Origin of the sequence: Mesorhizobium sp. M0663 (genome assembly GCF_040320585.1) — a bacterium.
Classification (GTDB): Bacteria; Pseudomonadota; Alphaproteobacteria; order Rhizobiales; family Rhizobiaceae; genus Mesorhizobium.
The window spans coordinates 1-12955 of the sequence record NZ_JAMYPX010000014.1 but is presented as its reverse complement, the minus strand read 5'-3'; the positions used below and the strand labels follow the sequence as shown (position 1 = coordinate 12955).

Sequence of the window (12955 nt, the reverse complement as noted above, 5' to 3'; positions counted from 1 at the left end):
GACATGAGCCTCTTGGTCGGTTGGCGCTGGGCTGATTGGCGGCAAGCTGGCAGGCGCAAAGTATCCGGCCTTGTGGTCGTGCTCCTGCTGCTCGCTTGCCATTTGGCTTTTGACGGGCCGTTGTCGCGCCTGCGCGAACGCACGTACGACTTCTACCAGTTTCTCGCTCCGCGCCAGGCGACGAGCAATCCTGTCGTGATCGTCTCGATAGACGACGCCAGCCTCAAGGCACATGGGCGATGGCCCTGGAACCGTGGCCTCTTGGCCGATCTGGTCGATGGCATCACCAAGTCCGGCGCCGCGGTCATCGGGCTTGCGTTGGTACTGCCCGAGGCCGACACCTCGCCTGAGGGCATCGCCGGAGACAAGCGCCTGGCAGCGGCGCTGGCCAAAAATCGAACGGCGCTTGCCGTCAGCCTGGGCAATGAGGCGACGGTTTCAGAAGCAGGGCCCAAAGCCGGCTGGTCGATCGTCGGACAGGTACCCGACACACTTCCCGGCTTCGCCGGCCTGACCGGCTCGCTTGCCGAATTCTCCAATGCCGCCGCGGGCCTCGGCGTAATTCGCACCTTGCCCGATCCCGACGGCGTACTGCGCCATGTGCCGCTGCTGTGGCTTCGCAATACCGCTCAAGGCGTGCAGCTGTGGCCGTCCTTCGCGCTCGAGCTTCTGCGCCTTTACGCCGGGCAGGACGGCTACATAGCCCGGATGAATGCCGCCGGGTTCGACGCACTCAGGATGGCCGGCGCAATCGTGCCGCTCGAGCCGGAGGGGAGCATCCGCCTCTGGGAAACCGCCACGGATACGCCCCGTATATCTGCCAGCACTATCCTTTCGGGCGGCAGTGATCCGCGGCTGCGGGACGCCATCGCCATTGTCGATCTGTCGGCCGTGGGACTGACGCAGTACCTGCCCACCCCGACACGTCCAGCGCGACCAGGCGCGGACATCCACGCCGATGCAATCGGCCAGTTGCTTGCCGGGCGCTACCTGACAGAGCCGCCGCACGCGCGTACGGTGGAGCGGCTCTGGTTTGTCCTCGGTGCCGTCATTTTCATCGGACTTTCCGGAGTGCTCGCCGGGCGTGTCGTGCTTGGTGCCCTGGCTCTCGTGCTGCTTGCCGTCACGCCGTTCGTGTTCGGCGCTCTCGAATACAGCCTGCAGGGTGCACTCTATGACCCGCTGCAGCCGGCGCTGGCGACGATCCTGGTAGCCGGCTTCGAAGGCTATGTCCTCTACAGGCGCAGCGAGCAGCGCCGGTCCACCCTGGCACGGCAGTTCTCCCAGTATCTGTCGCCGTCCGTGGTGCAGCGCCTCGCAAGCTCGGACACCGAAGCGATCCTGTCCGGCGAGAAGCGCGAGATCACGATCCTGCTCAGCGACATACGCGGCTTCACGACGATGAGCGAACAGCTCGATACCCAGGAAATCGCAAAGGTGGTCAACCACTTCCTCGGCATTGCGACCGATGAGATCCTCAAGCGCGACGGCACCATCGACAAGTTCATGGGCGACGCGGTGCTCGCTTTCTGGAACGCGCCGCTTGATCAGCCGGACCATCGCGAGCGCGCGCTCGACGCGGGCCTTGCCCTGATCGAACGGGTGAAGCGTGAAGACGCCGCCTTCAGCGCGGACGGCCACCCCTCCATCGCAATCGGCGTCGCCATCGAGACGGGCATTTGCTCGGTAGGCAATTTCGGCTCCGAACGGCGTTTCGATTACACCGCGATCGGCTCTCCGGTGAACCGCACGGCTCGGCTCGAGTCGACGACCAAGAAGCTGGGCATCCCCCTGGTGCTTGGTCCCGGCTTTGCGGCAGGAGCGCCGATGCCGATCGTCCAGGCGGGCGCCTTTGAACTCCAGGGTTTCAAGGGCGAGGTGCCGGTTTTCACCGTTCCGGAGATGCAAGCTGCTCACCAAGATATGAGCCGCGAAGTAGAGAGCCAACGTGGTGAGCAATCTGGCGCCCCTGCCGTGGTGGTTGGTTCGCCGCCATCCGTGCAAATGGCACCGCCTGATCTTGCACCCCGAACGCGAAGCACACGCTGACCGGATCCAGCGGATCGCAGGGGTGCCGACCTGCTTTGTGAACTAATACTGCTGGGGAGGCCTAGGTGTCAGCAAACGGCCCTTTAAATTGCGGGTGGCTGTCAATCCGGATCAGCGCGACAGCCGATGAGACGCGGATAGACGGCGAAGGGATCGGTCGAGGTAACCCCGGCAATGATTGTCGAGGCCGCCGAATTTTCGAGCGAGAAGATAGGCCGTGTTATCCAGTTTACCACGAATGGCAGCACGGCCTCGTTGAGTTCGCCGGCGCCATCAGGTGGAGGCAGCGCGTGGTTCAGATTGTTTATCCTCGCCGCCGGATCATGCGCTCGGGATGTTCCCAAGAGCATCCAGCCGTAGCATTCCCCGAGCTGCCCTAACGAGAGAGTTCGCTGGGCCGGGATTATGGCCGTTATGAACCTGACGCAATCGATGCAGCTGGCGCTGGCCTCGTCGGGCGCGTGGGCGGTCTATCGACATCAATCGGTCGCCGCGGATGTTGGGATGCGCATGCGTCGGCGCACGTAGCGTCGATACGCCTTGGGCATGTCGGCGTTGACAGTGACATGGCCGGAGCGACGTGTTTCAGACGCCGAGCAATTCCAAGGACTGAGCACCAGAACCGAACCTCCCGACGGATTTTCGCGAGCTGCATTCCTCCCTCCCCTCCTTATCAAAACCGCCGCTCGCGAATTCGCTGGCGAGTATATCTCCGGTATGATATACATATATCACTCATGAGGATATACAAAATGCCGCTCTTCATTCGCGATCCCGACGTCGACGCCATGGCCGTCGAGCTGCAGCACATTACCAACGCGCGCAGCAAGACCGAGGCCGTCAGAACCGCCTTGCGCCACGAGATCGAGCGCAACCGCGGCAGCGTCCCGCTGCGCGAGAGACTTGCCAAAGTCAAGGAAATGGCGCGGCGGATCGGGCCGGCCAACCCTGATTTCGATATGAAGAAATTCACCGACCAAATGTGGAGCGACGACTGATGTTCGTCGATGCCTCGGTGATCGTTGCCATCCTGAACGAGGAACCTGGCGCGGAAGAACTGGAAAAGCGGCTCGCGGCCGCGACCAAGCCGCTGTATATCTCTCCGCTCGTCCGGTTCGAGGCAGTCCAGGGTCTCGCGCGAGCGTCGGCCGAAGCCATCAAAAAGAACGCCAAGCCCACGGCCAACATGCTGGCGCAAGCCCGTGATACCGTCGACGCCTTTTTGATCGAGATCGCCGGCAAGGAAATCATGATATCCGGCGACATCGGCGACCGGGCGATCGAAGCCAGCATGAAATACGGCAAAGCAGTCGGGCACAAAGCCGATCTCAATTTCGGCGATTGTTTTGCCTACGCTTGCGCGAAGGCTCACCGGCTTGCCCTGCTTTACAAGGGCAATGACTTTTCACAAACTGATCTGGCGTAAGGCTTTCCTGGCCTTGCATCGCGGCGCGAGAGCCGATGGGCCCTTTTGCATGCTTTGGGCGAATCGTCGTCTTTCATGGTTAAACGCAATATTACGAGGAACGTTCGCTGCAGCACTGGTTTTCTTCGGCACGATCACCGTTCAGGCACAGCGGGCAGACGGCATCTTCTGGGTGCTGCGATCGGGTGCGCCATGGCGCGATCTGCCAGGGGGCGATACGGCCCACGCACCACCTGCTACAATCGCTTCGTTCGATGGCGGAAAGCAGGTGTGTGGGACCGCCTCATGCATGGCATCACCAAAGCCCATGATGCAACGGTGCAGATGATCGATACCTCCATTGTTCGCGTCCATCAGCAAGGCGCGACAGCAAAAAGGGTGATCGAGATTATTGTCTCGGTCGTTCCCGAGGCGGGCTGACGACCAAAATCCATGCTCTTGTCGACGCCGAAGGCAGGCCGATCAAGCTGACGCTCACGGCAGGTCAAATGAGTGACATCGCCTACGCAGCGGACTTGATCAAGGATTTGCCCGAGGGTGCCATGCTGCTCGCCGACAACGGCTAGGATGCCAACGCCTTGCGCAATGCCGTCACCGAGCAAAGGCATGGGCCAACATCCCGCCCAAGGCCAACCGCAAGGACCCGATGTGCTTCAGCCCCTTCCTCTACAAGGCCCGCAACCTCGTCGAACGCTTCTTCAACAAGGCCAAGCAGTTCCGTCGCATCGCAACTCGATATGACAAGCTGGCAGAAAACTACCTTGCTGCCCTGAAACTCGTCTCAACTCGCATCTGGCTACGCGGTGATGATGAGTCTACGTCCTGGCGTTTTGCGTGCCCTCCCCGGTTGTCATTCGCCGCGCATGGTCGCCTGGAAGCTCGGCAGATGCTTCCTTTGTGCCTCGAGCATTTTCTCGCGATAGACGCCATAGATGACGTCGGTGTCGTGCAGTGTGACGCCGGCAATTGTCGGCGAGGCAAAAACCGGCAGTTCGATGCCGCGTTTCGAAAGCGCCTCGGCGGTGCGGGCGATCAGCTCATGCGCCAGGATCATGGCAAGCACGGTCGACGAACCGGAGACCGGCCGGCTCCAGCCCTCGACCGGCACGATGGCATCCTCGATCGGCGAGCAGGTGTCGATGACAAGGTCGGCGGCATCGGCAAGCCGTTTGCCGGAAGAGTGTGTCGCCGGCTTGTCGAGATTGTTCTTGCTGGTCACCGCGACGACGAAGACGCCGCGTTTTTTCGCATAGAGCGCCGTGTCGATGCCCGACGAATTGCGGCCGCTGTGGCCGAAGATGATGATCGAATCGCCTTTGTTCAGCGGCTGGTGGTCTAGGAATTTCTCGGCGTATTTCTCGGTTCGCTCCAGCCACAGAAGTTCGCGCACGCCGCCGGCGCCGAGCACGTTATGCCACATGACACGCGGGTCGGTCAGCGGATTGAAGCCGACATAGCTGCCGTAGCGCGGAAACACTTCCTGGACCGGCAACACCGAGTGGCCCGAGCCGTAAAGATGAACCAACCCGCCGCTCTCGAGCGTGTCGGCAAAGCGGCTGGCCGCTTCGCCAAAGGCTTCGGCATTGGCTTTCGAGGCCTGTTCGATGAGGGCGGCAAGGCGAGGTATGTAAAGATCGGACACGTGGGTACTCCTGTTATGTGTCGGCTTGGGTATGGCTCAGCTTCTGGCGTTTGGCGGGGCGCGGCCGGCGCGCAGCGTCGAGCGGATTTCGTAGCGGTCGCCACGCATGACCGAGACGGTGAATTCGAATGGGCCACGCTCGTCGGTGGTGATGCGCTCGACCACGAAAGCGGGGCTCCCCGCAAGCAGATCGAGCAACTCGGCATCCGCCGCCCCGACCGCGCCAACACGGTAGTTTTCGCGTGCCGCGACCGGCACGATGCCGTAATGGCGTTCCAGCGCTTCGTAGAGCGAGCCCTGCAACAGGCCGGCATCGAGAAAGCCGGGCACGCGCGCGGCCGAAAGTTGCGCAGTCTGAATACCGATCGGTTCGTTGTTGCCGAGCCTGAGCCGCCGGATGCGCACCACCGGGTCGCCCTCCTCGATCTCCAGCGCTCCGGCCGCGGCGGCATTGGCGGTGGTCAGGCTGCAGTCGAGCAAGCGCGAGCCGGCGACCACGCCCATATTGCCCATTTCCTGCGTGAAGCTGGTGAGTTCGCGGGTGCCAGCGACCAGCGTGGTGGAGCGCACGAAGGTGCCACGGCCATGTTCGCGCCTGAGCAGCCCGTGCTCCTCCAGATTGCGCAGCGCATGGCGCAGCGTGATGCGGCTCACCCCGAACAGGGCGCACAGTCTGTCTTCGGCCGGAATCTGGTCGCCAGTCGCCCACTCGCCACTCTTGACGATGGCGCGGATGGCCTCTTCCACCTGATACCAGAGCGGCTCGGGCCTTCGGCGGTCGGGCAGCTGGAAGCTGACTTGGCTCATCTAATCTGCCTCCACTGTGCTCCGGCGAGACCGGCCAGCGAGGCGCCGACGAGACCGGCGCGGGAGCCGAATTCGCCGGACCGCAGCACGACATCGCGCAGATGCGGCGGCAGCTGACGCCGCAATGCCGCAAGCAGCGGCGGTCCGACCACGTCCAGCGCATCGGCAAGCCCGCCGGAAATCAGGACCGCCCGGGTGTCAAGCAGCGCGACCGCACCCGCCAAGGCAGTGCCCAGCCGGCGCGCCGGCAGCTCCAAGGCGTCAAGTGCGGCCGTGTTGCCAGCCCGCGCGGCCTCGACAAGCCTGCCTCCATTGGGCAGCCCGATCTGGCGCGCCGCGGCGTCGAACGCCCGCCCGGAAGCGAAGCGCTCCAGCCAGCCGCTGCGGTCCTCGCCTTCATCCTCGATGTCGGCGCAGGCCCAGCCGAATGAGCAGGCGCCGCCCCGTGCGCCGGCGACGATGTGGTTATTGGCCAGAACGGCGGAGCCGATACCGGTGCCGATCGCCAGCAGGATGGCATCGGACAAGCCTTTTGCAGCACCTTCGACCGCCTCGGCCAGCATGGCGACCTGCGCATCGTTGCCAATGGCAACAGGCAGACGAGGAAACAAGGTCGCGACGTCGACACCATCGAAATAGGGCAGGTTCGGAACCCAGCGGCAGATCGAGCCCTCGACAAGCCCCGGCACCGCCAGGCCAAGTGCGTCGACCGGACCGGCCTCGGCGCCCAACGCACCGACGCGGGCGACGAAGGCATCAAGACTTGCTGGTGCGGGCTCGCGGCTGAGCATCTCCAGCCAGCGAACATCGCCGGTATGGATAGCGGCGCGCAAGTTGGTGCCGCCAAGATCGATGGCCAGAACGCGTGTCATCGAGAGCGACTCCGACTGGCCACCGCCCGGTCCCCGGCGCGCCAGTTCCACACGGTGTCGTCGGCTCTGGTCGGCAGTGCGATACAGACCCCGGTGCACGCGGCGGCGAAGCCGCCGATCAGGCTGAGCGCTGCGCGTCGATGAACCATGATCAGTCTCTCATTCGACATCGGCTTCCTTTGGGCGGCTAAGTGTCATTATAACGACATGACTTTCTTCGCAAGAGCCTTTGCGGCACGTTTGGGCATATCCGGCAGTGAGAAACAGCTCGAACGATCTCAGCTAATTATCTGTTTTCAAGGAGCTATCGTTCCCATCGTAGGCCGGTAAGAAATCGCCCACCACGCCGGCAGGAGCTCTCCACGAAGATAGCGCTTGCATCGTTGCTTCAAGTTGTCATAACGTCATGGACATCGCTATGGCTATGCGGAGGGTCGGATGTCTTTGGCTTGGATTTCGAAACTGGCACTGGCTACAGGGTTGTTGGCCTCGCCCACCATTGGTTGGGCCCAATCGGTCAACATCTCCTATCTGACCCACTGGTCGCCCGAAACGGTCGCTTTGCTGGACGCCGCGGCCAAGGACTACACCAAGAGCAATCCGGATGTGACCGTCACCGTGCGCGCCGTCCCCTTCGGCGATCTCCTGACGACACTGCGTTCCCAGGGCGGCAGCTCGGACGGGCCGACGATCGGCGGCATCTATGATTTGTGGCTGCCCGAACTGGCGCGAGACAAGCTGGTCGCGCCGGCCCCCGATGCGGTTGCCGGCGAGGTCAAGAGTGCGTGGCCGGCCGGTGTCGTCAGTGCGGCCTCTGTTGGCGCCACGCTTTACGGCATTCCAAACGAGATCGACGTCTATGCGCTGAACTACAACAAGGAGCTGTTCAAACGGGCAGGCATCACAGCCGCGCCGAAGACCTGGTCCGAATTGAAGGATGCGGCCCGGAAGTTGACCAGGAAAGATGCCGGCCAGCAAGGCTTCGGCATGATCAATTCCTGGGCGGCGGGCGTCGTCCATCCCTTCGCCTCGCTGCTGGTCTCCAATGGCGGCGAGCTGGTCAAGGACGGCAAACCGATGCTCGACAGTCCTCAAGCCGGTGAGACTCTCCAGCTTTACGAGGACCTGATCAAGTCCGGCGCCAGCGATCCGGCGATGGCCACGGCCGACGCCAACACAACCGGCCCCTTCCTAGACAATTTCGTCTCCGGCAAGACCGGCATGATCATCATGGCCAACTGGTGGGAAAGCGCATTGAAGAGCGGCATGGGCGACAAGTTCTCCAATATCGCCACCGCACCCATCCCGGTCGGTCCGAGCGGCGACAAGCCGCACTCGATCTCCTATTCATGGATGACCGTCGTCAACGCCAATGCCGGTGAGGCCGAACAAAAAGCGGCATGGGATTTCCTGGTATGGCTGAACAGTCCGAAGTCCGGCAAGAACGGCGCATCGGCAATGTCGGATATTCTGATGTCGATGGGCATCCTGCCGACGCGGACCTCCGACATCGAAGCCCATAAGGACAAGCTCGGTTCCGAGTTCCTGTCCGGCTATGTCAGCGTGCTTGCCGACGCCAAGCCCTTCCCTGTCGTCCCGGGTGGCCAGGAGTTCAGCGAATCGCTGCAGCAGACGCTCGAGGCGTTGCAGTATGGGCAGCTCTCGGCCAAGGATGCGCAGGCGAACGCGCAGGCCGATGCCGTCTCGATCCTGGAGCGTGCCGCCAAATAGCGAAGGCGCTGTTTCGAGAGCCCGACGCTTTGGAAGCATAGCGATGATCAAGACCTATCGTGCCTCGGCGGGCATCATGCTGGCACCCGCCGTGACACTGATCGGCGTTTTCATCCTGCTGCCGATGCTGCTTACCATCTGGCTGTCATTCCAGGACTGGTCGACGCAGACGCCTTTTTCCAATGCGAGCTTCATCGGCTTCGACAATTTTCGCCAAATATTCGGGCCGACCTCGGTCGGGCGGGATTTCAAGCGAGCGCTGCTCAACACCGCCATCTACACGGCATTGTCGGTGATGCTCATCCTGCCCCTTTCGGTAGTGTTCGGCTTGATGGTCCACCAGCGCGATGTCGCAGGCGGTACGGCGCTGCGGACCGTGTTGTTTTCCACCTACATGGTGCCGATGATCGCCGTGACGCTGGTCTGGTCGAAGCTCTATTCGCCGAGCGAGGGGCCGCTCAACCAGGTGCTCGGTCTCGCCGGCATCGGCCCGCAACTCTGGTTGTCCTCGCCAAGATCGGCGTTGATCTCGATCGTCGTCCTCAATGTCTGGCAGCAGATCGGCTATTTTACGGTGCTGGCCGTTGCCGGGCTGACCCAGATCCCGGGCAGTCTTTACGAGGCGGCGACGCTTGACGGCGCCAACCGGCGCGAACAGTTCCGCTTCATCACCTTGCCGCTATTGAGCCGCACGCTCTTGTTCAGCGCCGTCATTGCCATCATCAACGCCGTGCAGGTGTTCGAGCCGGTGGCGCTGATCACCCAAGGCGGGCCGGTCGGCTCGACCAACGTGCTGACCTACCATATCCGCCGAGTCGGTATCGAGCGGGCACAAGGCGGGCTGGGCTCGGCCATGGCAGTGATGCTGATGCTGGCGCTGATCGTCATTGTGTGCGCGCTGTTTGCATTCGCCAACCGGAAGGATGACGAATGAGCGCGCCGGGCCGCTCAGCATCGAGCCGGTTGGCGCGCAGACGCCTGGCGGGCCGCAGAGCGCTGCTCGCCACGCTGATGCTGCTGGTTGCCGTGGCCTCCGCCTTCCCGCTGTTGTGGATGGTGCTCTCCAGCCTGAAAACGCCGGCCGAAACCATGCAGGTGCCGCCGGTGTGGATACCGCGCACGCCGACCCTCGAAGCGTACGAGAAAGTGTCCGGCGTCATCAATGTCGGCCGCTCGATGTGGAATTCGCTCGTGATCGCCACGATCACCACCGCCGGCATTCTGGTCACCAGCATGATGGCTGGCTACGCCTTCGCCAAGCATCACTTTCCCGGCCGCTCACTGCTGTTTTCGGTGCTGATCGCCACCATGTTCCTGCCGCCGATCGTCACGCTGATCCCGCTTTACCGTCTCGTCGGATCAATCGGCCTGAACGCCAGCCTTGCAGGTATTATCGTGCCCAATCTCGCCAATGCGTTCGGCATTTTCCTGATGCGCCAGTTCATAGCCGGCGTGCCCGACGATCTGATCGACGCAGCGCGGATGGATGGGGCGTCGGAACTCCTGATCCTGTTCAAGATCGTCGCGCCGAGCGTGGCGCCGGCAATCGCGGCACTGGCGCTGTTTGCCTTCGTCTACCACTGGAACAGCTATCTCTGGCCGCTGACCGTTCTACAGGGCAATGCACACGACTATCCGATCGTTATCAGCCTGAGCCGCCTGCTCAGCTACAACAGAGGCGCCCTCAATACGGGACTGGTGATGGCCGGCGCCACACTCGCCGTGCTGCCGCCATTGGTGCTCTTCGTCTTCCTGCAGCGCTTCTTTGTGGATTCGATCGTCGGCTCGGCGATCAAGGGATAATGGACCAGCGCCGCGCTCTGTGCTAAGGTGTACACAGATCAACACAGGACACCGCTATGGCCGCTAGCACCACTATGACAATTCGCGTCAGTCCCGATGTAAAGGAAAAGCTCGACCGGATCGCAACCGACACCCGGCGTAGCAAGTCGTTCCTCGCAGGTGAAGCCGTCGCAGCGTATGTCGATCGCGAGCTTGAAATCATTGAAGGTATCAAGCGCGGCCTTGCTGATGTCGAAGGTGGGCGCATCGTGTCTCATGATAAGGCTATGGCAGAAATTTATGCCGCGATTGATGCCGGCACGGGCCGCAAGGTGTGACGCGAGCCGTTCAGTGGTCTCGCGGTGCGCTGGACGACATCAAGGAACAGATCGCCTATATCTCGCAGGATAATCCGCGCGCTGCGCGCCTGGTAGCAGACCGGATTCTGGACGCAGGGGCCGCGCTTGGGGAAATGGCAACCGGGCGACCCGGCCGTGTATCCGGCACCTATGAAAAGCCTTTGAGTCGCCTGCCCTACATCATCGCTTATGCCGTGACCGCCAAGGGCGGCCGGGAAAGCATTTCAATTTTGCGGGTGATCCACGCAGCGCGCGATTGGCAGGACGAGGAATGGCCGAGCTGAGCGAAATCTCGCGACGAAGGGGCTTTAATCGCGAGCGGATTTGCTGCCAACAATTTTGACAGCAAGCTGCCGGGTATTGCTCCCGAGTTTAACCGGAGACCTGGGTGGGAGCATATACGTCGAGCACGTTCTGAGTTTCGTCCGTTCGCAATGAGTTATGGCTACTAACGATCTGGCAAAACCACGATTCAGTCCGCAGTGAGCACGACCTTGACGCTTTGTGAACGGTCGGCGGCAAGAAGGAAGGCGTCGGGCGCGGAAGAAAGCGTGCGCTCGGCGGTCACCAGCTTGAGGACATCCACCTCCCCCGAAACGATGAGATCGACCGCCCGGCCGAACTCCGTACCGAAGCGGAAGGTGCCTTTGAGGTCGATCTCCTTGGCCATCACTGCATTGGCAGGCAGCGGGATCTGGCCGCCGGGAAGATTGCCGACCTGGACCACCGTGCCGCCACGCCGGACGCTTGCGATTGCTGCGGCAAGGCCGGCCGTGGTGCCCGAAATCTCGAACGCCACATCAAGCGAACCGCCGGCAGCAAGCGCCTGGAGTTCGGCGTCGCCGCCGGAAAGGTCGATCGTCCTGTCCGCGCCCAAACTGCGGGCGAAGGCGAGCGGAGCGGCGGCGATATCGGCGACCGTAAGCTCAGCGCAGCCGGCAAGCCTGGCCGCAAGCATGGCCAAGAGACCGATGGGGCCGGCACCAAACAGGATGACGTTGCGGCCCCTGATGTCGCCCGCCCGCGCGATGGCGTGCAGGCTGACCGCCAGCGGCTCGGCAAGTGCGGCCGCCTGGTAGGCCACATCAAATGGAACCTTGAAACATTGCGCGGGCGTGGCGTCGAACAGACTGGCGAAGCCGCCCTGCATATGTGGCGTCTTCGATGCCGAACCCATGAAGTAGATGTTTTCGCAGAGATTGGCGCGCTCTTCCAGGCATCGCGCGCAATGCCCGCACCAGCGTGACGGATTGACCGCGACATGGTCGCCGACGCCCAGGCCGGGCGCGGCGCCGTTGATCTCGACGATTTCGCCCGAGATCTCGTGGCCGAGGACAAGCGGCGAAGTGACGACGAAGTCGCCGGTACGGGCATGGCGGAAATAATGCAGGTCGGAGCCGCAGATGCCCCCTGCCCCAAAGCGCACCCGCACCATACCTGGTGCTAGCGGTTCGAGCGGACGCTCCACGACGCGCAGGTCCTGCGGGCCGAACAGCGTCGCGGCAATCACCTGGCCACTCACCGGATCAAGCCCATCTCGGTCGGCAGCCAAAGCGTGATGGCGGGTATGAAGGTGATCAGAAGCAGCGCCACGATAAGCGGCACCAGCCACGGCAGGATCGCCATGGTGGTGCGCTCGACCGAGAGCTTGGCGACGCGCGACAGCACAAAGAGCACCATGCCGAGCGGCGGGTGCAAAAGCCCGATCATCAGATTGAGCGTCATGATCAGCCCGAAATGCACCGGGTTGATGCCGTAGACGGCAGCGACCGGCAGCAGGATCGGCACCAGAATCGTGATCGCGGCGATCGTATCGAGGAAGCAGCCGACCACCAGCATCAGGATGTTGACCAGGATCAGGAAGACCCACTTGTTTTCGGTGAGCGCGAAGATGAAGTTCGAAAACAGCTGTGCTGCCTGGCTGACGGTGAGCAGCCAGGCGAAGATCGATGCGGCGGTAACGATGAAGAGCACCGAGGCGGTCGTTTCGATCGTGTCGAAGCTGGCCTTGGCAAGCAAACGCAGCGTCATCGTGCGGTAGCGCACCAGCCCGAGGAAAAGCGACCAGATCACGGCCGCCATCGCCGCCTCGGTCGGCGTGAACCAGCCCATCGTCATGCCGCCGATCAGGATGACCGGCGTCATCAGCGCCATGACCGCGGAGAAATCGAAATACCAGTCCGCCGCAACGACCGATTCATACTGCACCTCTTCTTCAAACGTCCGGAAACAGGGACTTTTGGTTTTCCATTTTGATGCGACACGGGCCTCTGTGACGCGGAAACTG

At 62.5% G+C, this 12955-nt stretch carries 14 protein-coding genes and 1 pseudogene; 9 read left to right on the top strand and 6 right to left on the bottom strand.

The features are described 5' to 3' along the window. Positions 1–3: 3 nt before the first annotated feature. Positions 4–2049: a CHASE2 domain-containing protein gene (locus NKI54_RS22075; protein ID WP_352692377.1), complete on the top strand. Its 2046-nt coding sequence runs from the start codon at positions 4–6 to the stop codon at positions 2047–2049. A gap of 101 nt (positions 2050–2150) precedes the next feature. Here NKI54_RS22075 and NKI54_RS22070 read toward each other — a convergent pair whose 3' ends face one another. Beyond that, positions 2151–2399: a hypothetical protein gene (locus NKI54_RS22070; RefSeq protein ID WP_352692376.1), complete on the bottom strand. Its 249-nt coding sequence runs from the start codon at positions 2397–2399 to the stop codon at positions 2151–2153. 402 nt (positions 2400–2801) lie between these two features. Here NKI54_RS22070 and NKI54_RS22065 point away from each other — a divergent pair, with 402 nt between their 5' ends. The 3 genes and pseudogenes from NKI54_RS22065 to NKI54_RS22055 form a co-directional block, all read left to right on the top strand. Then, positions 2802–3047 carry a type II toxin-antitoxin system VapB family antitoxin gene (locus NKI54_RS22065; RefSeq protein WP_023678723.1) on the top strand — a complete coding sequence of 82 codons (246 nt, stop codon included), beginning with the start codon at positions 2802–2804 and terminating at the stop codon, positions 3045–3047. Continuing rightward, on the top strand, positions 3047–3475 hold the full coding sequence (locus NKI54_RS22060; RefSeq protein ID WP_023678722.1) for a type II toxin-antitoxin system VapC family toxin: 429 nt from the start codon (positions 3047–3049) through the stop codon (positions 3473–3475). Before NKI54_RS22065 ends, NKI54_RS22060 begins: the two co-directional genes overlap by 1 nt. A gap of 157 nt (positions 3476–3632) precedes the next feature. Next, positions 3633–4271: pseudogene (locus tag NKI54_RS22055) on the top strand (IS5 family transposase); the annotation flags it as partial. A 54-nt stretch (positions 4272–4325) separates the two neighbouring features. Here NKI54_RS22055 and NKI54_RS22050 read toward each other — a convergent pair. Genes NKI54_RS22050 through NKI54_RS22040 form a run of 3 tightly spaced genes read right to left on the bottom strand, consistent with a single transcriptional unit; the run spans position 4326 to position 6796 of the window. After that, the gene (locus NKI54_RS22050; RefSeq protein ID WP_352692374.1) at positions 4326–5117 is read right to left on the bottom strand and encodes a sugar isomerase domain-containing protein; all 792 of its coding nucleotides are present in this window, start codon (positions 5115–5117) and stop codon (positions 4326–4328) included. Between the two features lie 36 nt (positions 5118–5153). After that, entirely contained in the window at positions 5154–5924 is a 771-nt protein-coding gene (locus NKI54_RS22045) for a GntR family transcriptional regulator (RefSeq protein WP_352692373.1), read from the bottom strand. Next, a complete protein-coding gene (locus tag NKI54_RS22040) occupies positions 5921–6796 on the bottom strand; it encodes an ROK family protein (protein ID WP_352692372.1) in 876 nt (291 codons plus the stop codon). Before NKI54_RS22040 ends, NKI54_RS22045 begins: the two co-directional genes overlap by 4 nt. Positions 6797–7234: 438 nt before the next feature. Here NKI54_RS22040 and NKI54_RS22035 point away from each other — a divergent pair, with 438 nt between their 5' ends. From NKI54_RS22035 to NKI54_RS22015, 5 genes are read left to right on the top strand one after another with little or no spacing between them, the layout of a single operon-like run. After that, positions 7235–8527: an ABC transporter substrate-binding protein gene (locus NKI54_RS22035; RefSeq protein WP_352692371.1), complete on the top strand. Its 1293-nt coding sequence runs from the start codon at positions 7235–7237 to the stop codon at positions 8525–8527. Between the two features lie 43 nt (positions 8528–8570). Next, a complete protein-coding gene (locus tag NKI54_RS22030) occupies positions 8571–9461 on the top strand; it encodes a carbohydrate ABC transporter permease (RefSeq protein WP_352692370.1) in 891 nt (296 codons plus the stop codon). Next, entirely contained in the window at positions 9458–10330 is an 873-nt protein-coding gene (locus tag NKI54_RS22025) for a carbohydrate ABC transporter permease (protein ID WP_352692369.1), read from the top strand. Before NKI54_RS22030 ends, NKI54_RS22025 begins: the two co-directional genes overlap by 4 nt. A 56-nt stretch (positions 10331–10386) precedes the next feature. Beyond that, positions 10387–10647 (top strand): CopG family ribbon-helix-helix protein, encoded by a 261-nt coding sequence (locus NKI54_RS22020; protein WP_352692368.1) that lies wholly within the window; start codon positions 10387–10389, stop codon positions 10645–10647. After that, positions 10644–10952, top strand: a complete 309-nt coding sequence (locus NKI54_RS22015; protein ID WP_352692367.1) for a type II toxin-antitoxin system RelE/ParE family toxin — start codon at positions 10644–10646, stop codon at positions 10950–10952. Before NKI54_RS22020 ends, NKI54_RS22015 begins: the two co-directional genes overlap by 4 nt. Before the next feature lie 188 nt (positions 10953–11140). Here NKI54_RS22015 and NKI54_RS22010 read toward each other — a convergent pair whose 3' ends face one another. Both NKI54_RS22010 and NKI54_RS22005 read right to left on the bottom strand, forming a co-directional pair. Beyond that, complete coding sequence (locus tag NKI54_RS22010; protein ID WP_352692366.1) at positions 11141–12190, bottom strand: L-idonate 5-dehydrogenase; 1050 nt, start codon at positions 12188–12190, stop codon at positions 11141–11143. Then, positions 12187–12955 (bottom strand): TRAP transporter large permease (locus tag NKI54_RS22005; RefSeq protein WP_352692365.1); only part of this gene is annotated, 769 nt, incomplete at its 5' end. The genes NKI54_RS22010 and NKI54_RS22005, both read right to left, overlap by 4 nt.